Annotated in this window: 16 protein-coding genes and 1 pseudogene; 11 read left to right on the forward strand and 6 right to left on the reverse strand. The window is 71.2% G+C overall.

The genetic code is table 11. The features are described from left to right. Window positions 1–41 precede the first annotated feature (41 nt). A complete protein-coding gene (locus tag L6E10_RS35815; RefSeq protein WP_236224600.1) occupies window positions 42–539 on the forward strand; it encodes a SigE family RNA polymerase sigma factor in 498 nt (165 codons plus the stop codon). Beyond that, window positions 536–1,498 (forward strand): hypothetical protein, encoded by a 963-nt coding sequence (locus L6E10_RS35820; protein WP_236224601.1) that lies wholly within the window; start codon window positions 536–538, stop codon window positions 1,496–1,498. The genes L6E10_RS35815 and L6E10_RS35820 overlap by 4 nt, the downstream gene beginning before the upstream one ends. Here L6E10_RS35820 and L6E10_RS35825 read toward each other — a convergent pair. Next, complete coding sequence (locus L6E10_RS35825; RefSeq protein WP_308102948.1) at window positions 1,440–2,726, reverse strand: DUF6596 domain-containing protein; 1,287 nt, start codon at window positions 2,724–2,726, stop codon at window positions 1,440–1,442. The genes L6E10_RS35820 and L6E10_RS35825 overlap by 59 nt on opposite strands. Beyond that, the gene (locus tag L6E10_RS35830; RefSeq protein ID WP_236224602.1) at window positions 2,723–3,115 is read right to left on the reverse strand and encodes a YciI family protein; all 393 of its coding nucleotides are present in this window, start codon (window positions 3,113–3,115) and stop codon (window positions 2,723–2,725) included. Before L6E10_RS35830 ends, L6E10_RS35825 begins: the two co-directional genes overlap by 4 nt. A gap of 360 nt (window positions 3,116–3,475) precedes the next feature. On the opposite strand from L6E10_RS35830, the gene L6E10_RS35835 reads away from it, so the two are divergent. From L6E10_RS35835 to L6E10_RS35845, 3 genes are all read left to right on the forward strand, one after another. After that, the gene (locus L6E10_RS35835) at window positions 3,476–4,315 is read left to right on the forward strand and encodes a hypothetical protein (protein ID WP_236224603.1); all 840 of its coding nucleotides are present in this window, start codon (window positions 3,476–3,478) and stop codon (window positions 4,313–4,315) included. 116 nt (window positions 4,316–4,431) lie between these two features. Further along, the gene (locus tag L6E10_RS35840; protein ID WP_236224604.1) at window positions 4,432–5,253 is read left to right on the forward strand and encodes a DUF2382 domain-containing protein; all 822 of its coding nucleotides are present in this window, start codon (window positions 4,432–4,434) and stop codon (window positions 5,251–5,253) included. A gap of 234 nt (window positions 5,254–5,487) precedes the next feature. Next, on the forward strand, window positions 5,488–5,700 hold the full coding sequence (locus tag L6E10_RS35845) for a hypothetical protein (protein ID WP_236224605.1): 213 nt from the start codon (window positions 5,488–5,490) through the stop codon (window positions 5,698–5,700). A 21-nt stretch (window positions 5,701–5,721) separates the two neighbouring features. Here L6E10_RS35845 and L6E10_RS35850 read toward each other — a convergent pair whose 3' ends face one another. Together L6E10_RS35850 and L6E10_RS35855 are read right to left on the reverse strand one after the other, a co-directional pair. After that, window positions 5,722–5,997 carry a hypothetical protein gene (locus L6E10_RS35850; RefSeq protein ID WP_236224606.1) on the reverse strand — a complete coding sequence of 92 codons (276 nt, stop codon included), beginning with the start codon at window positions 5,995–5,997 and terminating at the stop codon, window positions 5,722–5,724. Window positions 5,998–6,155: 158 nt separating this feature from the next. After that, the gene (locus tag L6E10_RS35855) at window positions 6,156–7,349 is read right to left on the reverse strand and encodes a serine/threonine-protein kinase (protein WP_236224607.1); all 1,194 of its coding nucleotides are present in this window, start codon (window positions 7,347–7,349) and stop codon (window positions 6,156–6,158) included. Window positions 7,350–7,498: 149 nt separating this feature from the next. Between L6E10_RS35855 and L6E10_RS35860 the strand changes: the two genes are divergently transcribed. The 6 genes from L6E10_RS35860 (at window position 7,499) to L6E10_RS35885 (ending at window position 20,546) form a co-directional block, all read left to right on the forward strand. Then, entirely contained in the window at window positions 7,499–10,156 is a 2,658-nt protein-coding gene (locus L6E10_RS35860) for a BTAD domain-containing putative transcriptional regulator (RefSeq protein WP_236224608.1), read from the forward strand. Window positions 10,157–10,353: 197 nt separating this feature from the next. After that, a complete protein-coding gene (locus tag L6E10_RS35865) occupies window positions 10,354–11,394 on the forward strand; it encodes a hypothetical protein (RefSeq protein WP_236224609.1) in 1,041 nt (346 codons plus the stop codon). Window positions 11,395–11,428: 34 nt separating this feature from the next. After that, on the forward strand, window positions 11,429–14,296 hold the full coding sequence (locus tag L6E10_RS35870) for a BTAD domain-containing putative transcriptional regulator (protein WP_236224610.1): 2,868 nt from the start codon (window positions 11,429–11,431) through the stop codon (window positions 14,294–14,296). Window positions 14,297–14,320: 24 nt separating this feature from the next. Further along, the gene (locus tag L6E10_RS35875) at window positions 14,321–15,856 is read left to right on the forward strand and encodes a glucosaminidase domain-containing protein (protein WP_236224611.1); all 1,536 of its coding nucleotides are present in this window, start codon (window positions 14,321–14,323) and stop codon (window positions 15,854–15,856) included. Between the two features lie 18 nt (window positions 15,857–15,874). Beyond that, the gene (locus L6E10_RS35880; RefSeq protein WP_236224612.1) at window positions 15,875–17,371 is read left to right on the forward strand and encodes an FG-GAP-like repeat-containing protein; all 1,497 of its coding nucleotides are present in this window, start codon (window positions 15,875–15,877) and stop codon (window positions 17,369–17,371) included. 10 nt (window positions 17,372–17,381) lie between these two features. After that, entirely contained in the window at window positions 17,382–20,546 is a 3,165-nt protein-coding gene (locus L6E10_RS35885) for a DUF2961 domain-containing protein (protein WP_236224613.1), read from the forward strand. A 122-nt stretch (window positions 20,547–20,668) separates the two neighbouring features. Here the strand turns inward: L6E10_RS35885 and L6E10_RS35890 are convergent, their stop codons facing one another. Continuing rightward, window positions 20,669–21,286, reverse strand: a complete 618-nt coding sequence (locus tag L6E10_RS35890) for a class I SAM-dependent methyltransferase (protein WP_236224614.1) — start codon at window positions 21,284–21,286, stop codon at window positions 20,669–20,671. Further along, a pseudogene (locus tag L6E10_RS35895) lies at window positions 21,273–21,742 on the reverse strand (MFS transporter); the annotation flags it as partial. The gene L6E10_RS35890 and the pseudogene L6E10_RS35895, both read right to left, overlap by 14 nt.

The raw sequence follows: 21,742 nt of genomic DNA on the forward strand, positions 1-21,742 counted from the left end.
ACTGGTAGTAGCAGTGACGGACTGAGTGGAGGGGCCGGGAAGTGGAGCGCTCACCTGAGGGGTTCGAGGAGTTCGTGGTGGGCGCGACGCCCCGGCTCCTGCGGATGGCTTTTCTCCTGACGCGGGACGCGGGGCACGCGGAGGACCTGCTGCAGACGGCGCTGGCCAAGGCGTGGCGGGCCTGGGGCCGCGTCGACGGCGATCCGGAGCCGTACGTGCGGCGGATCATCGTGACCTCCCGCGCCACCTGGTGGCGGCGCCGGTGGAGAGGCGAGGAACCGACCGGTGACCTGCCGGAACGGCCCGGGCAGTCCCCGCAGGACGTGGTGGACGAACGCGAGTGGCTGTGGCAGGCGCTGGGCCGGCTGCCCAGAAGACAGCGAACGGTGCTGGTGCTGCGGTTCTACGAGGACCTGACGGAGGCGCAGGTCGCCGGACTCCTCGGTTGTGCGGTCGGCACGGTCAAGAGCCAGGCCAGCAAGGCGCTGGCCAAGCTGCGGATCGACGAGACGATCACGTTCGAAGGGGTGCGGCGATGAACCTGACCGATCTCACCGAGGTGCTGCGCGACCGGGCGGCGCTCGCCGACTCGGCCCACGAGGCGCGCATGGCCGGCGTGCGGGCGAAGGTGGCCGCGGCACGGCGGCGGCGTGCGGTCGCGGGTGTGGCCGCGGTGGTGCTCGCGCTCGTCGGCATCGTCTACGCCGTGCTTCCCCGGCCCGACCGCCTGCCCGAACCCGCTGAGCCGCCGAGGAGCATGACCGAGTACCAGTACGGCACGCGGATCATCGCGCAGGCCTGGGCGGACCTTCCCTCCACCGCCGTCACCCTGCGGTTCGTGCCGAAGTCGCTGGACCTCATGATCTTCACCCGGTGCGAGACCGGGCCGGAGGACCGCCTGCTGTTCAGCACGACGGTGAACGGTCACCCGATGGCCGAGCGCAACACCTGTGGTGGTGCGAGCAGGCCGCTCGACTGGACCGGACTCGACGTCGTGCCGGGACAACCGTCGATCATCACGCTGACCGTGGACGGCAAGCAGAGCTTCGACGAGACGGGCGAGCTGCGGGTGCTTCCCCTGCCGGCGAACGGCACCTTCGCCATCGGCATCGGCGAGGCGGTACCGGTGAGCGAGTACCCGTTCCCGCCACGCCCGCAGACGCTGCCGGCGTTCCCGCCGACCCACCCCACACCCGTGGTGGAGCTGAAGTCCGATGCCGCGGATCCCAACGCGCGCAGGGAGTTCACGGTGCCGTGGCCGGGCGACAACGTGATGGTGGCGCAGATGAACGCACCCGGCAGGATGCGCGTTCTCGTCGACGACGTCCAGATCGTCGACCACTCGAACTGGTCCTACGGCGTCGGCGGGGAGCAGGTCGAACCGCGCGAGTGGAAGCAGACCTTCGGCCTGGACATCGCGCAGGGACGGACAGTCAAGATCACCGTGGTTCCCGAGCGCTCCACGGGGGAGTGGAGGGTGACGCTCGGCCTGCGGTGAGATGGCGGATGCGGGCGTTGAGGTAGCGCTGCTCGGGCTGGCTCGCCGTGAGCCGGGCCGCCTGGCGGTAGCTCTCGAGCGCGCCGGGCAGGTCGCCGGTCATTTCCAGCAGATGCGCGTGCACGGCGTGAGTGCGGTGGTGTCGCCGCATCGCGGGATCGTCGAGCAAGGGTCCGAGGAGGGCCAAGCCGTGCTCCGGACCGAACGCCATCCCGAGCGCGACCGCCTGGTTGAGCGTCACGACCGGGCCCGGCGCCACCCGTGCGAGCATGGCGTAGAGCAGGGTGATCTGCCGCCAGTCGGTGGCTTCCCCGCTCTCGGCCTCGGCGTGGACGGCGGCGATCGCGGCCTGCAGCTGGAACCTGCCGACGTGCCCGCGCGGCAGGACCCGTTCGAGGATCCGCACGCCTTCCGCGATCCGCTGCCGGTCCCACCGGGACCGGTCCTGCTCGGCCAGCGGCACGAGGTCGCCGTTCTCGGTGCGGGCAGCCGCACGGGCGTGTGTCAGCAGCATCAACGCCAGCGCACCGGCGACCTCGTCGTGGTCGGGGACGACCGCGCGCAGTTGCCGGGTGAGGCGGATGGCCTCCTCCGCCAGCGGCGAGTCGACCAGCGCGTCACCGGTGGATCGCGTGTGTCCCTCGGTGAACATGAGGTGGCAGACGTCGAGCACCGCGGCGATGCGCGCGGGCAGGTCGGCACGGGCCGGGAGGCCGAACACCGCACCCGCCGCCCGCAACGTGGACCGCGCCCTGGTGAGGCGTTGCGTCATCGTGCGCTCGGGCACCAGGTACGCGGCGGCGATCTGCGCGGTGCTCAGCCCGCCGACGGCGTGCAGCGTCAAGGCGACCTGCGAGGACCGGCTCAGGCTCGGGTGGCAGCACAGCAGCAACAACCGCAGGGTGTCGTCGGCTTCGTCGCGAGGTGACCGGTCGGCGGCAGGGGAGAGGTGGGCGTCGGCGGGAAGTGCGGTGCCGAGAGCGTTCTCCCGCGCCATCCGCGCGCCATCGGCCCGCAGCCGGTCGACCAGCCGCCGCGACGCGACCCGGATGAGCCAGCCGCGGGGGTTGCCGGGCACGCCGTCGCGGTCCCACTGCCGCGCCGCCGCCTCGGCCGCCTCCTGTGCCGCGTCCTCGCAGTCGCCCAGGTCGCCGTACCGGTGCAGCAGGGCGGCGAGGACGTGCGGGGACTCCCGCCGCCACACGTCCTCGACCACCCGTCCGATCACTGGTCGGACCCGCCCGGCCCCATCGCCGGCCGCAGCTCGACGGTCTCGCCCGGACCCGCGAACCGTGCCGCGATCTCCTCCGCGCGTTCCCGGCTGTCCACGTCGATGAGGAAGAACCCGGCCAGGTGCTCCTTGGCCTCCGAATACGGGCCGTCGGTGACCAGCGGCTTGCCGTCGCTCCAGCGGTAGAGCCGCGACGACTCGGGCGCACCCAGCGCCTCGCCCCCGAGCAGTTCACCGTTCTCCCGCAGGTCGGTGAGCATCGCCTCGAAGTCGGCGTTCAGCCGTTCCAGCTGCTCCTTCGACATGACCTGGTACTCGGGCAGGTAGTCGGAGGTCGGGTGCCCCCACGGCTGCGGGTTGGAGTGGATCATGATCACGTACTTCACCTGTCGGCCCCTTGGTCTTCGTCGTGGACGCGGCCGGTCGGCCCCATCCTCGCGTGGGACGTCGGAGCTGGGCGCGCCGCGTCTACATCCCGCCGCAGAATTTCCGCGCCGCATGCCGGCAGCACAGGTGAAGCAGACTTCGTCTCTCTGCGGACGCGAAGCGGCGGCCCGTGCCCGTTTCCCTTCGGCAACTACTCTACGTAGCACTTCTGTCCGTAATGCGTAGTTGTGGCTACTCCGTTCAGGTTGGGCACCGCTCAAAGGTGTTAGTTCACTCGCTCGGGGTAATCGGCGTCGTGACCGGTCCGGCGACCTGTGCCGGAGGGGGCCGGCAGGTGACGGAGAAGGGAACGGCCGGACATGCCGACATCGACAGTGGTCGCCATCGACTTCGGTCAGGGCGTCTCGGACGCGTGGCGCTCAGTGATCACCTTCGTGCCCAAGCTCGTGGGCTTCTTGCTGATCCTGGTGATCGGGTTCTTCGTCGCGAAGTTCGTCGCGAAGGCCGTGAACAAGGTCCTGGAACGGGTCGGGTTCGACCAGGTGGTCGAACGCGGCGGGGTCAAGCAGGCGCTGGCGCGGTCGAAGTACGACGCCTCGGACATCATCGCCAAGCTGGTCTACTACGCGATCCTGCTGATCACGCTGCAGATCGCGTTCGGCGTGTGGGGCCCGAACCCGGTTTCGGCGCTGCTGACCGACATCGTGGCCTGGCTGCCGCGCGCGGCGGTCGCGATCGTGATCGTGGTGATCGCCGCGGCCATCGCCAAGGCGGTCAAGGACCTCGTGGGCAACGCGCTGGGCGGCCTGTCCTACGGCCGGGTCGTGGCCAACACCGCCTCGGTGTTCATCCTCGGCCTGGGTGTGATCGCCGCGCTCAACCAGATCGGTGTGGCCACTTCGGTCACCACCCCGATCCTGATCACGGTGCTGGCCACCGCCGGCGGTATCGCCGTGATCGGTGTGGGTGGCGGCCTGGTGCGGCCGATGCAGCAGCGGTGGGAGCAGTGGCTGAACAAGGCCGAGCAGGAGCTGCCGCAGGCCAAGGCCCACGCGCAGGCCTACCAGCGCGGCCGTGAGGACGCCACCCGCACCGCGGCGCCCACGCAGCAGGCGATGAACGCGCCCACCCAGCAGATGCCCGCCGTCGCCGGGCAGCCGACGCCACCGCCGAACGGAGGTTCCACCCGCGGCTACTGACGCAGCCGGTCATCCGAAGGAAGCACTCGGGGGACCACCGACCGAAATCCACTCTGCGCGCACGGAAGAACCGGTTTCACGACCGGGTGTGCCGAAGGAAGGAACGACGGACAACCATGACGAACACCATTCGCGAGCGCATGACCCACTGGACCGGCCGGGAGGTCCGCGACACCGCCGGTGACAAGATCGGTACCGTCGCACAGCTGTGGTTCGACGACGACAGCGGGCAGCCGACCTGGCTGTCGGTCAGCACGGGCCTGTTCGGCCTGCGCGAGTCCTTCCTGCCCGTGCAGGGCATCACCGAAGACAGCAACGGCGACCTGCGCACCCCTTACACCAAGGACCAGGTCAAGGACGCGCCCAACATCGACGCCGATGGCGCACACCTCGACGCCGATGAGGAAGAACGCCTCTACAATCACTACGGCGTGAGCACGGCACGGCACACCGAGACGGGCTACGCGGGCGGCGAGCGCGACCTCACCGGTCGTGGCACCACCGATCGCGACCTCACCGGTCGTGGCACCACCGGCCGCGACACCGACGAGGCGATGACCCGTTCGGAGGAGCACCTCAGGGTGGGCACCGAGCAGCGCGAGGCCGGCCGGGCGCGGCTGCGCAAGTACGTGGTGACCGAGACCGAGCAGGTCGAAGTGCCCGTCACGCGCGAGGAGGTCCGCCTGGAGCGGGAGCCGATCACCGAGGCCAACCGCGGCGAGGCCCTGTCGGGCCCGGCGATCTCCGAGGCCGAGCACGAGGTGACGCTGCACGAGGAACGCCCGGTGGTGGACACCGAGGCCGTGCCGGTCGAGCGCGTGCGGCTGGCCAAGGAACAGGTCACCGACACCGAGACCGTCACCGGTGAGGTCCGCAAGGAACGCATCGACACCGATGCCGAAGGCGACGTCGACCAGGGACGCCACGGCCGACGCTGACCACAGGTTCCGCGCCGAAGCCCCGATCTTGCCCACCGGCGGTCGGGGCTTCGGCCTGGAGCCGACCACCTCATCGCGCCTTGAGCAAGCCATTCCTGTTGGGACGCAACAACATTCCCAACCGGCACGACGTCGAGACGCAGAAGTTCACCTCATGACGCACCACGGCCTGATGACTTTCAACCAGCTGCACCGGCGATCAGCGCACAGCTGGCAGGGCACGAAGAACTCGTCTTGGATGAAGACGTCCAAGCGAACTCGTCAATGGGGTCCGCCGAGCCCGAGGTGGCGAACGGTGTCGATTTGATCGCCCAATGCGCACAGGACCTCCTGCTGCGCATCGAACGGCACCGTGCCACGCTCCACCTCACCGCTGGGCCGGATCGCCGCAACGCGGCTGGGCAGGCCTGCGACTCGGCGGCCGACACCGGTCCGGCAGTCGCGTAGGACGCGAACGTCAGCGGCTCGTCAGCAGGCCGGGCGCATGCCTTCGGGCGGCTCCGCGTCCACGACGCCGGACAGGGCCACGTCGACTGGCGCGCTGTCGGTGCGGTGCTCTGGTTCCTCGCGAAGGCGCGGCAGACCGAAGCGGGCGACCAACTCGTCGTAGATCGGGGTCGCCGCCGTATCGGCGGCGGGTGCGGTGCTCGGCTGGGCAGCGGTTGAAGCGCCCTCGCGGTCATCGGGGGCAGTGCTGCCGCTGTGCTCGACGGAACCCTCGACGGGGCGGTTGGAGCTGCTCATCGCTGTGGTCCCTGGTGGATCGATGGGGTAACACGGTCAGGACTGCACCGATGCGAAGGCGCGTCGGCATCCGCTTTTACCCCGATCGGGCGATGGCTAATCCTCTGAACGCCGAGTTCGCCGAAGCCACGACGTCATCACGCGTGTGCCGGCACCGGCTACTTCTTGCCCTTGGCTGGTGGCTGTGGCTTGCTCTTCTGCTTCTTCGCGCCCGCTTCCGCGGCCGGGGCCGGGGCCGGGGCAGCCGGCTGCTGCGCGACCTCCGCAACGGGCGTGGCGGTGCCGGTCTGAACGGCTGGTTGTCGCGCCGGCGTCGTCACCTGTACGGCGGACGGGGTTGACGCGGTGGATGACGTGGTGGTCGAGGACGTGCTCGGCGTGGGTGCGGAGTTGACCGGTTGGGCACCGGGTGCGACCGCCCAGGCGACGCTGACCGCGCCCAGCAGCGCCGCCGCCGAGGCGAGCAGCGCCTTGCGCGGCACCCGACCCGACCGCGGCGCCTCGGCCGGAGTCTTCTCCGCGACGTGGACGGGGACCGGCACGGTGTCGTCGGCGGCGGGGTTCGCCTGCAGGGCTCGAGCGCAGTGCGCCGCGGTCGGCCGCTGGCCGGGGTCGGACGCGGTCATCGACGACAGCAGGCCGGCCAGGTCGGCCGGCAGGTGCTCGGGGATGGCCGGAGAGCGGTGCAGGCGGGCGACGGCGGCCTCGACCTCGCCACCGGGGTACTCGCGGTGGCCGGTGAGGCACTCCAGCAGCACCAGGCCGAGGGCGTAGATGTCGACGGGGTGGTCGACGTCGGCGCCCCGGACCTGCTCGGGAGCGAGGTACGCGGCGGTGCCGACCATCTGGTCGGTGCGGGTCAGCCTGGTCGCGCCGGGCAGACGGGCCAGGCCGAAGTCGGCGAGGTAGGGCCTGTCCAGGTCGTCGAGCAGGATGTTGGACGGTTTGACGTCGCGATGCACCACACCCCGGGCGTGCACGTAGGCCAGGGCTTCGGCCAGTTCCGCGCCCAGTCGACGCACCTGCTGCGGGGACAACGGGCCGTCAGCGATCTCCGTGCGCAGGGTGCGCCCCTCGAGCAACCGCATGACCAGGAACGGCGTGTCCTCTCCGGTGCCGGCGTCGTGGACCGGCACCAAACCGGGGTGCGACAGCCCGGCCAGTGTGCGGACCTCGGACTCGAACCGGCGCCTGGCCGTGTCGTCCCATCCCGGCCGGAAGACCTTGACCGCCACCTCACGGCCCAGAACGGTGTCCTCGGCGCGGTAGACCTCCGCCATCCCGCCGGCACCCACCGCGTCCAGCAACCGGTAGCGGCCGGCCAGCAGGTTGCCGTTCACCGTCTGTGACACCGCCACACCCTCCATAGTCCAACGCGACACCTTCGGGTGCCCTGCTGTGCAGGCGTGAAACACCACAAGTGACAAATGCCCAGCAGCGTGCTGTCCGGCGGCGCACCCTGGGCTGTCACGTTCTGTGACCAGCTCGGTACAGTTCGCCTGTGGGGACTCGTTTCACGGTGCTGGGCACCATCGAGGCTCGTGCCGGCGACGAGGTGCTCGACCTGGGGCCGCCGAAGCAGCGCAGGGTGCTGGCCGTGCTGCTCGTGCACGCCGGGCAGGTCGTGCCGGTGGAGCAGATCGTCGACGCGGTGTGGCACACCGACCGGCCGCACCGGCCCAAAGAGACACTGCAGACCTACGTCGCCAGGCTGCGACCCGTGCTGGGTGTGGAGATCGCGCGGAGCTCAGGCGGCTACCTGCTCGACACCGCACCGGAATCCGTTGACCTGCACCGGTTTCGCGCACTGGTGCGGCAGGCCCGCGAGCTGCCCGATGCCGACGCGGCGGAACCGGTCGCGCAAGCGCTCGGGTTGTGGCGCGGCGAGCCGTTCCACGGTGCCGGCACGCCTTGGTTCGTGACGCAGCGTGCGACGCTGGTCGAGGAGCACTTCGCGGCGCGCATGCTCCGCACCGACATCGCGTTGCGGTGCGGCGGGCACAGCGCACTGGTGCCCGAGCTGATCGCGGCGGTCGCCGAACACCCTCGCGACGAACGGCTGGCCGGGCAGTTGTTGCTCGCGCTGTACCGCGACGGGCGCCAGGCCGAGGCGCTGCGGTACTACGAGGACCTGCGCGAGCGTCTCCGCGACGAGTTGGGTGCCGATCCCTGTGTCGAGTTGCGCCGCCTGCACCAGCAACTGCTCATCAGCGACAACGCGGTTCCGCGTCAGCTCCCCGCGCCACCGCCCGCGTTCGTCGGCCGTGCGGGCGAACGGGCCACTTTGGACGATGCGGTCAGCGGGGTGGTCGTCGTCGGCGGACCCGGTGGTGTCGGGAAGACCGCGCTCGTCCTGCGCTGGGCACACGACCGGGCCCACCTCTTCCCGGACGGGCAGCTGCACGTGAACCTGCGCGGCTTCGACCCGTCTGCGCCTCCCGCCCAGGCGAGCGTGGTGCTGCACGGGTTCCTGGGAGCGCTCGGTGTCCTGCCCGAACGCATGCCGGACGACCTCGACTCCCGCAGCGCGCTCTTCCGCGAACGCGTCTCCGGGCGGCGGATGCTGGTCGTGCTCGACAACGCCTGGAACGAGGACCAGGTCCGGCCGCTGCTGCCGGGCGGGGACACCTGCCTCGTGGTGGTGAGCAGCCGCAACCGGCTCACCGGGCTGACCGTGGCCGAGCAGGCCCGGCCGGTCACGGTGCCGATGCTGGCCGTCGACGAGGCGATCGCGCTGCTGACCCAGCGGCTGGGCGGCGAGCGGCTCGCGGACACCGAGGCGGTGCACGACCTCATCAGGCTCACCGCCGGCCTGCCTCTCGCGCTCTCCGTGGTCGCGGCACGGGCGCTGGCACATCCCGGCTTCCCCCTGCGGGCACTGGTGAAGGAGTTGCAGGACGAACGCGGCCGGCTCGACGCGCTGGACGCCGGCGAACCGGCGTCCAGCGTGCGGGCCGTGACGTCGTGGTCCTATCACCGGCTCTCCGCGCCCGCCGCGCGGTTGTTCCGCCTGCTCGGCGTGCACCCCGGCCCCGACATCGACGTGACCGCCGCGTCCGCGCTGGCCGGCGCGGAGGCCAGGCCGTTGCTCGCCGAGCTGACCAGGGCGCACGTTCTGGACGAGCCGGTGCCCGGCCGGTTCGCGTCGCACGACCTGCTGCGTGCCTTCGCCCGCGACGAGGCCTCACCCGAGGAAGCGCGGCAGGCGCTGCGCCGGGTGCTCGACCACTACCTCCACACCGGGTTCGCCGCCGAACGCCACCTCTCGCCGCACTGGCCGCCCATCGAGCTGGCCGCCGCAACGCCTTCCACCGGTTCCTACGACGAGGCGATCGAGTGGTTCACCGCGGAACGGGCGGTGCTGCTCGCCTGCGCCGACCTGGCCGCCCGCGAGGGCTGGGACGTGCACGCCTGGCAGCTGCCCTGGGTGCTGTCGACCTACCTCACCCGCAGCGGCCACTGGGACGAGCGGACCGCGACCCAGCGGGCCGCCGTGGCCGCCGCTCGCCGGCTGGGCGACCACGCCGCGCTGGCGGAGACGCTGCTGCTGCTCGGCCGCGGGCACAGCGTCCTGGGTGATCAACCTCGTGCGATCGACGAGCTCACCGAGGCGTTGGCGTCCTTCCGCGCCGTCGCGAACCCCGTGGGCGAGGGCATCACCCACTTCTCGCTCAGCGTCGCGCACGCCCGCAGTGGGAACGCCGTGGCGGCGCTGGAGCACGGACGGCAGGCGCTGGCGTTGTTCCGCGCCACGGGCAACCGCGCCTGGGAGGCGTTCAGCCTCTGCGCGGCGGGCTGGTACCACGCGCAGATGGGCGATCTCGACCTCGCGGTCGAGGAAAGCCTCGCGGCCCTGCGCCTGCTGGAGGACGAGGGCGACCGGGACTGCGAGGCGCACGCCCAGCGCACCCTTGGATTCGTGGAACGGCAACGCGGTGATGTCGCGGCGGCCGTCGGCCACCACGAGCGCGCCCGTGAGCTCTTCCACGAGCTGGGCGACTCCTACAGCGAGGCCGTCACCGCCGATTGGCTGGGCGACGCACTGCAGGCCGTCGGTCGCATCACCGCCGCGCGAGAGGCGTGGCGGCGTGCGGAGTTCCTGTTCGCCGAACTGGAACTGGAGGAAGCGGCGGCAGTGCGGGTGAAGCTGGCGGACTGAATCCTTCGAAAACCTGGAATTCCCAGCTCAAGAGGCCAGGACGACGTGCGTTCCGGTCAGTAGAATTCATTTTCATGTACAACGGCGAAGCAATTTTTGCTCATCGCGGAAGACATCGTGAAGATTTGCGGAAATCTGCTTTTCGACCCGTATTCACCGTTCTTCGTCGGATTCTCGCCACAACGGCGGTGATCGTCGTGGGTGCCGTGTTCCTCATCGCCAGCCTCTCGGACGGCACCAAGCTCCTGGCCAAGCGCGCCGGCTGGTCCTGGCTCGCGCGGCCGGGGGAGGCGAGCGCGGCCCTCAAGGCGGCGCTGCCGCCGATCACGTCCCTGCTGACGTGGATCGGCTGCGCCGTGACGGCGTACGTGGTGGCCCTGGTGTTGCTGTCGTGGCGGCACAAACGGCCGCGCCTTGTCCTGTGGGGACTCGGTGTACTCGTGGCGTCCACATTCGTGCTGCACGGACTCGCGTGGGTCTTCGTCCTCGGCCGGTTCATCGCGAAGATCATCGGCACCGTCATCGGGTTCGTGCTCGGCGTCGTCGGCTGGGTCGTGACCCTGCTGAACGACCACCTGCTCCGCCCGTTCGTGGGGCTGTTCGAGTTCCTGCTGGGCGGTTTCGCGTGGGTCGGGGCGGCGCTCGTCGTCGCGGTGGTGCTGGGGACCGCCTACGAGGCCAGGGCCAGGTGGGTGAAGGGGGTCTCGCCGGCCCTCGGTTGCGCCGCGGTGCTGGTGGGTGTCATCGCCGGTGGGCGGTGGCTGATCGGCCTGGTACCGGGGGAGTTCTGGGAGGAGGGGGCGTCGATCGGCGCTTTGGTGCTCGGGTGGCTGCTCGCCGTCGTCGTGTGCCGGGTGGTCGGGCGGCTGTTCCTCGACCAGATCCGCAGTGGCGCGCACGCGGGCAGTGGCCGCAGGGGAGTGGTGATGGGCGCGATCGCCGTCGGGTCCACGCTGGCGGTGCTGATGCTCGTGGGCAACGTCCACGGGACGTACGCGCTCTATCCGGCCGATGTCGAGTCGTGGGCGCGAGCGGTCCTGCTGAGCGACGCGCCGAAGCTCGACGCGACGGTGACGCTGCTCGTGATCGGTCTGTGCGTGCTGGGGGTGCTGCGGAACCTGGGCCGGATGCGGGACGAGCCGAGCACGGCGGAGTTCCGCCGCTCGCTGGTCTTCACGGTCGTCGGCGTCTACCTCGCGGGAGGCGTCGCCGGGCTGGACAAGGAGACCTCGGACTGAAGCAGTTCCCGTCGGACCGAGGGGGTTCGCGAGCATGAGATTCCAGGTACTGGGGCCTGTGGAGGTTCGTGTCGGCGCGCAGCGGGTGGAGCTCGGGGGAGCCAGGCCCGCGACGATGCTCGCCGTGCTGGCCACGGCCGTCGGCGAGGTCGTGGGGATGGATGAAGTCGTCGAGGCGGTCTGGGGGAGCCGGCCGCCCCGCAACTCGCGCGCGGCGGTGCACACCAACGTCTGCGCGTTGCGCCGGGCGCTCGCCGCCGACGTGATCGTGCGCCGGGGCGGCGGCTACCTGCTGGACGTGCCGCCGGAACAGGTGGACGTCCGGGAGTTCGGCAGCCGGGTCGCCAGGGGGCGGGAGGCCTTCCGCGAGCGCCGGCACGCGGAGGCCGCCGCCGAGTTCCAGGCCGCGCTCGGGTTGTGGCGAGGTGCCGCGCTCGGAGGTGCAACGGGGTCGTGGGCGGACGGGGAACGCGCGCGGCTGGCCGACCTGCGGCTCGCGGTCGTGGAGGACCAGCTCGAGGTCGCCGCGACGACCGGGTTCGCCGTGGCACCCGTCGCCGAGCTCGTCGCTCTGGTGGCGGCGAACCCGTTGCGGGAACGGTTGCGCGCTCAGGTGGTGCTGGTGCTGTCCGGCCTCGGCAGACAGGCCGAGGCGCTGGCCTGCTACGACGAGGGCCGCCGGATCCTCGCCGACGAACTGGGGGTCGATCCCGGTCGTGAGCTGCGCGACGCCCACCGGCGGGTGCTGGCCGGTCAGCCGGCCGGCACCTCACCGGCGCAGCTGCCACCGGACATCGCCGACTTCGCCGCTCGCGAAGCCGAACTCGCCGGGCTGTACCGCAGGCTGACCGGCACCCCGGACGTCGTGCCGGTGGTGGCGATCTCCGGCCCGGCCGGGACGGGGAAGAGCACCCTTGCCGTCCGCGCCGCGCACCAGGTGCGCGAGCGGTATCCCGACGGCCAGCTGTACGCGTCGTTGCGGGGAGTGCGGGAGCCGCGTGAGGTGGTCGTGCGGTTCCTGCACGCACTGGGGGTGTCCGACGCGGCGATGCCCCGGTGCGCCGACGAACGGGTCCTGCTCTACCGGTCGCTGGTCGCGGGCAGGAGGGTGTTGGTGGTGCTCGACGACGCGGCGGACGAGCGGCAGGTCCGGCCGCTGCTGCCGGGGGCGCCGACGTGCGCCTGCGTGCTGACCAGCCGGTCGCGGCTCAGCGCGCTGGAGGGTGCCGCGCACGTCGAGCTGGGCACGCTGGGCGAGGGCGAGTCCCTCGTGGTGCTGGACCGGATCGTCGGAGCCGGGCGGGTGGCGGCGGAACCGGGGTCCGCGCGGGAGATCGTGCGGCTGTGCGGCCGGCTGCCGCTCGCACTGCGCATCGCGGGGGCCCGGCTGGTGTCGCGGCCCGACTTCTCGCCGGGGCGGCTCGCGGCCCGGTTGCGGGAGCAGCACAGGCTTCTCGACGAACTGGCGGTCGGCGACCTGGAGGTGCGCGGCAGTCTCGCGCTCAGCTACACCGGGCTGTCCGCGCGTGCCCAAGCCGGTCTGCGGGGCCTCGGCTGGTTCGGCGTGCCGGACTTCGAACCGTGGCTCGCCGCCGCCCTGCTCGGCGTCGCGGCCCAGGACGCCGAGGACGTGCTCGACGAACTGGTGCGCGCGCGGTTGCTCGACATCGCGGGCGCCGGGCGCTACCGGCTGCACGACCTGACCAGGACGTTCGGCTGGGAGCTCGCGGAGGCCGGGGACGTGCGGCAGAACCTGCTGGACGCGGTGGAACGGGTGGCGCACGGCTGGTTGCGGCTGGTCGCCCTGCCCGCCACGCAGGAGTGGTTCGACGCCGGGCAGGACGCGGTGGTGCACACCGTGCACCGGGCCTGCGAACTCGGCCTCACGGACGTCGCGGTGCGCCTGGCGGTCGACGTGTGCGCCTCGGAACTGGCCGCCGGCAACAAGTTCAGCCTGCGCTGGCAGACGCACAGCGTGGCACTCGACGCCGCCGTGAGAGCCGGCGACGTTCCAGGGCAGGCCGAGCTGCTGGCCGGACTCGGGTGGTTGCGCCGCGAGCAGGACCGGCTCGACGAGGCAGCCGCCTACTACGAGCGGTCGATGGAGAAGTACGGCGAGATCGGTGACAGGAGCGCCATCACCGCGATCAAGGTGATGCTCAGCGAGGTGCTGCGCGAGCGCGGCGACCTCGCCGGCGCGCTGGACCTGGTGACCGCGGCACTGGCGGACCTCGAGGACGCGGCGCTGACGGCGCGGGCCCGGCACGGCAGGGGCAAGGTGCTCACCGAGCTCGGCCGCCTGGCGGAAGCCGTCGGGGCACTGGAACGTGCCCGCGAGGCGTATCTGGGGCTGGCCGCGCCGAGGGAGGTCGCCCTGGTCGAACGGTCACTGGCCATCGCGCACCGAGCGGCCGGGGCGTTCGGTACCGCGGAACGCCTTTCGGCCCGCGCGCTGCGCACGTTGCGCGACCTCGGCGACCGGCACATGACCGCGTACGCGGCGCAGGCCTGGGCGAAGGCCCGGATCCGGCAGGGCGCACCGGACGAGGTGCACGACGTGTTGCAGGAAGCGCTCGTCACCTGTCGTGGGCTGCAGGACGGGTTCGGTCAGGCGCTGGTGCTGCGCACGGTCGGCGAACTCGAACTGGCCAGGGGCCGCCCGGAGGAGGCCTGCCGTCTGCTCGGCCTCTCGCTGCAGTGGTGGGACGCGTTGTCCCTGCCGCTGTGGCGCGCGAGATGCCTGCGCGACATGGCGGAGTCGTACCGGGCGCTCGGCCGTCCGGCAGAGGCGGACAGGGTGCGGGACGAGGCCGGGGCGTTGTTCGCGCGGCACGGCAGCAGGGAGGTGGGGGAACCGTCCCCGCCACTGCCGGGCTCGCAGGATCTTCACAGAATTCTGTGAGAGCGCCTCCCTAGCGTCGCTCCCATGAAACTCAGAGCACTGGCGGCGGGGCTGATGGTCGCGCTGCCGATCACCTTGGTGGCGGTGGCACCGGCTCGGGCCGACACCGCCTACATCACCGAGGCGGCTGGGCACGCGCGAGCGGAGAAGGCCGAATACGGCGTCCCCGCCTCGGTGAGCATCGCCCAGTCGATCCTGGAGTCCAACTGGGGAAGGAGCGGGCTTTCCAGGAACTACCTGAACTTCCACGGCCTGAAGTGCGGGTCGCCGGACCGGCCGGGACCGATCGCGACGGGGTGCAGGCAGCTGCCGACGGTCGAGTGCCCCGGCGGCAACTGCGGGGGCACCAAGGCGTACTTCCGGGTCTTCGCGTCGATGCGGGACTCGTTCCGCGACCACGGCCGCAACCTGACCACCAACTCCGCCTACGCCCACGCGATGCCGTTCCGCAACGACCCCGACCGCTACATCCGGGCGATCGCCCGGCCGTACGCGACCGACCCGGCCTACGCCGACAAGGTCATCAAGGTCATGCGGGACAACAACCTCTACCGGTTCGACAGCGGTGGCCCGCTGCCCGCGCCGCAGGAGCTGATCATCGGCGGGGGCGACACCGACTTCACCGGTGACGGCAAGGCGGACATGGCCACGTTCACCCGTGGCGCCGCCGCGGACGTGTTCGTCGCCTCCTCCACCGGGACCGGCTTCACCGGCACGGCGACGAAGTGGCACAACGACTTCGCCTTCCACGAGGAGATCCCGCTGACCGGTGACTTCGACGGTGACGGCAAGGCCGACATCGCCACGTTCACGCGCGGCGGTTCGGCGGACGTCTTCGTGGCGTTGTCCACGGGCAGCGGCTTCACCGGCACGACCGTGAAGTGGCACGACACCTTCGCCTACCACGACGAGGTCCCGGCCGTCGGTGACTTCAACGGTGACGGCAAGGACGACATCGCGACTTTCACGCGGGGTGCCGCTGCGGACGTCTTCGTGGCGTTGTCGACCGGCTCCGGTTTCGCGGGCACCACCGTCAAATGGCACGACTGGTTCGCCGCGCACAACGAGATTCCGGCCGTCGGCGACTTCGACGGTGACGGCAAGGACGACATCGCCACCTTCAACCGCGGCTCCGCCGGCGACGTCTTCGTGGCGTTGTCCACCGGCTCCGGTTTCGCGGGCACCACCGTCAAATGGCACGACCGGTTCGCCTTCGACGGTGAGGTGCCGCTGGTCGGCGACTTCAACGGCGACAAGAAGGCCGACGTCATCACGTTCACGCGCGGCGCCGCTGGTGACGCCTACGTCGCGCTCTCCGACGGCGCCCGGTTCGTCGGTGACGGCGTGAAGTGGCACGACCGCTTCGCCGTCGGCACCGAGACGCCGGGGGTGGGCGACTTCAACGGCGACGGCAAGGACGACATCGTCACCTACACCCGAGGAAACGTCGCCGACGCGTACGTCGCGACCTCCACCGGCGGGGGATTCTCCGGTGACGGCGTGAAGTGGCACGACTGGTTCGCGGCGGGCGCCGAAATCCCGGCACCCGCTGTTCTCTGAGACACCCGGGGGGAAACCATGCACCACAGGAAACTCATCACCGCAGCGGTGTGCGGGCTGGCGGCACTGACCGTCACCACCGCTCCGACCGCGAATGCGAACGACGCGATGGGCGACGTCTACGTGTCGCTGTCCGACGGGGGCAGGTTCGTCCAGGACGGCTGGAAGTGGCACGAGTTCTTCGGCGTGGACCACGAGATCCCGCTCACCGGCGACTTCAACGGCGACGGCAAGGACGACGTCGCCACCTTCACCCGCGGCGACCGGGCCGACGTGTACGTCGCGCTGTCGTCAGGAGAAGGCTTCAGCGGCACGGGGGTCAAGTGGCACAACGACTTCGCCTTCGGCACGGAGACGCCGCTGGTCGGCGACTTCAACGGCGACGGCAAGGACGACATCGCCACCTTCACCCAGGGCAACACCGGTGACGTCTTCGTGGCGCTGTCCAACGGCAGCGCTTTCGCCGGCACTGCGGTCAAGTGGCACGACTGGTTCGCCGTCGGCGGCGAGGTGCCGGTGGCCGGTGACTTCAACGGTGACGGCAAGGACGACATCGCCACGTTCACCCGAGGCGAGGCGGGCGACGTCTTCGTGGCGCTGTCCACCGGCAGCGGCTTCGCCGGCACGACGGTGAAGTGGCACGACCGGTTCGGCCTCCACGGCGAGGTCGTCGACGCCGGTGACTTCGACGGTGACGGCAAGGACGACATCGTCACCTTCACCCGAGGCGACGCGGGCGACGTCTTCGTCTCGTTCTCCGACGGCACCAAGTTCGTGCAGGACGGCTGGAAGTGGCACGAGAACTTCGCCTTCCGCACGGAGATCCCCGAGGTCGGCGACTTCAACGGCGACGGCAAGGCGGACATCGCGACGTTCACCCGTGGTGGCGCTTCGGACGTCTACATCGCGGCTTCGAACGGCACCGCGTTCGTCGGCGACGCGCTGAAGTGGCACGACCGGTTCGCCCTCGGCACCGAGGTGCCCCGCACCGGTGACTTCAACGGCGACAAGAAGGCCGACATCGCGACGTTCGTGCTCGGTGGCACCGTCGGGCTGAGGACCACCATCGTCACCATCGCCAAGGGCGAGGTCGGTGTCGCCGAGCCGAACTGCAACAAGTACGGGCCGTGCAACGGCGGCCGTACCGCCTGGTGCGCCATGTTCGCGACCTGGGTGTGGGAGCGGGCCGGCGTCAAGGGCGTGCCACGCGGTCAGTACGTCGCGACTTCTCTCGGCAGCTGGGGCCAGAAGCAGGGCACGTGGAAGCCGCGTCCGGCAGGCCAGGTCGGCAACCCGCAGGTGGGCGACTGGGTCATCTACGGCGCACCGGGCAGCGGTACCGGCGGGCACGTGTCCGTCGTGGTGGCGGTCAACGGCAACGGCACGATCACCACGGTCGACGGCAACTCCGGCCCCGGCACGAGGTACGTGCACCAGACGACGATCGACCCGCGCACCGCGAAGGCGAACGCCAACAGGCCGGTCTCCGGCTACGTCAGCCCTCCCGGCGCCTGAAAGGCATCCGATGAACTCCCGTTCACCCGGGGGCTCCGCACTCGCCGCGATCATCCTCGCGGCGAGTGCGCTCGCCCTCCCCGCCGCACAGGCGGCACCGGCACCGGCGCCGGACAACGGACCGGTCGGCTGGGACACCTACCGCAGGCTGGACCGGCTTTCTCAGCTGAACCCGGCGCGCACCGGGCAGTTCTCCAGCTTCGGGCGCGACGGCAGCAACACCGGCGACGGCTTCAGCGGTGAGTACTCCTGTCTGCGCAAGGACGACACCGGGTGCGTGCTCGCCGAACGCAGCGGTCCCGGCGAGGTCGCGTCGATCTGGTTCACGCAGGGCGCCGGCGGCCGGGAGGGCGACGTGAGCGCCACCGGCTGGATCCGCGTCGAACTCGACGGTCGCACCGTCGTGCAGCGCTCGCTGCAGGAACTGGTCGACGGCAAGGAGGGCGCGCCGTTCGTGCACCCCCTGGTCGCGAACGCCGACCAGAGCTCCGGTGGCGTACAGGTCAAGGTCCCCATGCCCTACCGGGAATCCATGCGGATCACCGTGCAGCACAACCCGAACTTCTACCACGTGACGTACCGCGACTTCGCCTCGGCGGAGGGGGTTCGCGCGTTCGACAGGTCCGACCGCGCGGAGGACGTGCTGGCGATGTTGCGCGCCTCCGGCACCCGTGACCCGAAGCCGGTCGCACCCGGTGCCACGACCGCCACCAGGACGGTGGAGGTTCCGGCCGGGAGCCGGGTGCCGCTCGCGCGGCTGACCGGACCGGGCAGCATCAACGCCCTGCGGCTCGTGTTGCCCGCGTACGACAACTCGTTGCGGCTGCGGCTCACGTTCGACGGCAAGACCACCGTCGACAGTCCGGTCGGCGAGTTCTTCGGCAGCGGACTGGGACAGGCCGCCGTGCGGTCGCTCATGTTCGCGATGGACGGGCCGCGGCACACCAGCTGGTGGCCCATGCCGTACCGGTCCTCCGCGCTGGTCGAGCTCGTGAACCCGGGAACGGCCGTGACCGCCACCGCCGAGGTGACCTCGGCACCGCGGGCGTGGACCGAGTCGTCCGGCCACTTCACCACCCAGTCGCGAGCCGGCCGGACCGAGGACGGCCGCGACTGGACGATCGCCGACGCGGGAGGACGGGGCAAGCTCGTCGGCGTCACGCAGACGATGCGCGGCCTGGAGTCCACCGGGCACCTCCGCGAGTACCTGGAGGGCGACGAACGGGTGCACGTGGACTCCTCGCCCTCACCGTCCTGGCACGGCACGGGCACGGAGGACTTCTACGAAGGCGGCTGGTACTTCCACCGCCAGGAGTTCAGCGCGCCGCTCAACGGCAACACCCTGCACCAGAAGGAGACCGCCGGCTGCCCGCGCGAGTGCGACAGCGTCTACCGGCTGCTGCTGGCCGACGCGATCGGCTACTCCAGTGCGCTGCGGTTCGGCATCGAACACGGTCCGAGCAACACCTTCGACGCCGACTACGCGTCGACCGCGTACCTGTACACGCGGCCGGAGCCGTCGAGCAGGCGGACCGACGTGCTCGACGCCGGAGACGCGGCCAGCCGGGCCGCCCACGGCTGGACCGAGACGGGCGGCACCCGGTCGGAGCTGACCGCCCAGTTCGAAGGCGACGACAACGACGTGCCGGTGCGCGACGACGTCCGCACGAGCACGGGCCCCGTGTCGTTCCGGATAGCGGTGACACCGGGCAGCCGTGGTGTCGTGCTGCGCCGCACGAGCGACCAGGCAGCGCCGGCGAGCGCGGAGGTGCTGGTGGACGGAACCGCCGTCGGCACCTGGCACCAGCCGTTGCACAACAGCACCTCGCGCTGGCTGGAGGACTCGTTCACGTTGCCCGCCACGGACAAGGCGCGGCTCACCGTGACACTGCGGCCGAGCGGTCCGTGGACGGCGGCCCGGTACGCGGTGGAGTCGCTGGGCGAGCCGGTCGCGGACACGAGAGCCCCCGCCACGCCCCAGGCCGCGATCACCGGCTCGCGGGCGCGTTCCCTGGGCCTGGAGTGGAAACCGGCCACCGACGACGTCGGCGTGGACGCGTACCGGATCCACGGCTCGCGGTCGGCGTCCGTACCGATCACCCCGCAGACGCTGCTCGGCACCGGTCGCACCACGTCGTTCCGCCATGCCGCGCTCACCGTCGGCTCGACGTGGCACTACCGGGTCGTCGCGGTGGACGCGGCGGGCAACGCGAGCGCGCCGTCGGCCGTGGTGTCAGCGACCGTGAAGCAGGCTCCGGTGTCCGATGTAGATGGTGACGGCAGGGCGGACATCGCGACGTTCACCCGTGGTGACACCGCCGACGTGTTCGTCGCCAGGTCGGACGGCTCCAGTTTCGTGGGCACCTCCGCGAAGTGGCACGACGACTTCGCGGTCGGCGGCGAGATCCCGCTCACCGGTGACTTCGACGGTGACGGCAGGGCGGACGTCGCGACGTTCACCCGGGGCCGGAGCGCGAAGGTCTTCGTGTCGCTGTCCGACGGCTCCAGGTTCGCGCAGGACGCCCGGCAGTGGCACGGGTTCTTCGCGGTGGGCGACGAGATCCCGCTCGTGGGTGACTTCAACGGCGACGGCCGGGACGACATCGTCACCTTCACCCGCGGCGACCGGGCCGACGTGTACGTGGCGCTGTCCACCGGCTCGTCGTTCGCCGGAACCTCCGAGAAGTGGCACGACCGCTTCGCGGTCGGCGCGGAAACCCCGGCGGTCGGTGACGTGAACGGCGACGGCCGCGACGACATCGTCACGTTCACAGGCGGCGCGGTGTACGCCGCGATGTCCACGGGCTCGTCGTTCGCGGGTGATGGCCTCCGCTGGCACGCGGACCTGCCAGGGCGGCCGTCGCTGGGGGACGTGGACGGTGACGGCCGGGCCGACGCCGTCACCTTCAGCGGCGGCAAGGTGGTCGTGGCCCGGTCGACCGGGTTCGCCTTCGGCGCCGCCGCGGTGTGGCACGAGCGGTTCGCGGTCGGGGACGAGGTTCCCGGTGTCGCCGACTTCACCGGCGACGGCCGTGCGGACGTCGTCACGTTCACCAGGGGTGACGCGGGGGACGTGTACGTGGCCACCTCCACCGGCGCCGGCTTCGCGGGTGACGGCGTGAAGTGGCACGACCGGTTCGCCTTCGGCGCGGAGCTGCCCCGCCCGTCGATCTGACAGGCCCGCCCCCGAGCCCGGCCGCCGTGGCGACCGTGCTCAGGGGATGCGGCCGTCAGCGGGCCGGTGCGACCTGTCGAGGTGCCGTTCGGTGCCGCGGGGTCCACAGCCGCCTGATGAGGTCACTCGGCGGGCTTGCGGTACACCAGGCGGATGTTCTGCGGGCCGGCCGAGGTGCGACGGCGTTCGAAGAGCTCGTCCAGGAGGGCGACGACCGGGCGGCGGCGATGCCGGGTGAACACAGGGCGCCAGAGGAACAGGACGAGCTCTCCGCCTGGCCGGAGCACCCGGTGCGCCTCGCGGATGGCGGCCAGAGGGTCGGGCATCTCCTCGAGGCTGTAGCCGTAGAACAGGGTGTCGGCCTGGTCGTCGGCCAGGGGCAGCTTGCAACCGTCACCGGCCAGGTAGGACATCCGCGCACCGGGCACGCCGTCCAGCCGGTGCCGCAGTGACTGCATGGCCGAGGGTGACGGGTCGAGGGCGATCAGGGTGTTCTCGCTGCCCAGGTGGGTTTTGAGCGCCGTGGTGTAGAAGCCGCCGCCGCTGCCGACCTCCATGCAGACCGTGCCGGCACGGCGTTCGACCACCCGCAGGTCGTAGCGGGGGAGGTCCCATCCGAGGATCATCCGCAGGACCGGGCTGCTGATCAGCCGGTAGAGGCGGTCGGGGGTGCGCCAGCCGCCGCGGACACCCGGCCGGGCCGGCTCTGTCGTGCTGGTCTTGAGGTCAAGCTCGGTCATCGTTGTGTGATTCCTTCGTCTTGGGCAGTGCGCGTGCCGCGGCGATCGTGGCGAGGACGAACAGGACGACGCCGACCACCATCGCGGCTCGCAGGCCGGTCACGAACGCGGCACGGGCCAGTTCGAGCAGGTGGGAGCCTGCTTCGGGGGTGAGTGCGGCGGCAGCGGCGGTCGCCTCGGTGAGGCCGTCTCGTGCCTGTGCTGCCTCGCGGGGAAGGCCGGTCGAGTAGATCAGTGCGGCGATGCTGCCCAGGACCGTGACGCCGAGGCCGGCGCCGAGTTCGTAGGCGGTTTCCTCGACCGCGGCCGCCGCGCCCGCTTGCTCGGGCGGTGCGGCGGCGAGCAGGGCGTCGGAGGCGGCGGTGAGCGAGATGGAGACGGCGAACCCGGTCGCGGCGAGCACCGGTCCGAGCAGCCACAGGTTCTCGTGCACGGTCAGTCCGGCGGCGCCGGCCG

Source organism: Lentzea sp. CC55 (assembly GCF_021056325.1).
Classification (GTDB): Bacteria; Actinomycetota; Actinomycetes; order Mycobacteriales; family Pseudonocardiaceae; genus Lentzea; species Lentzea jiangxiensis.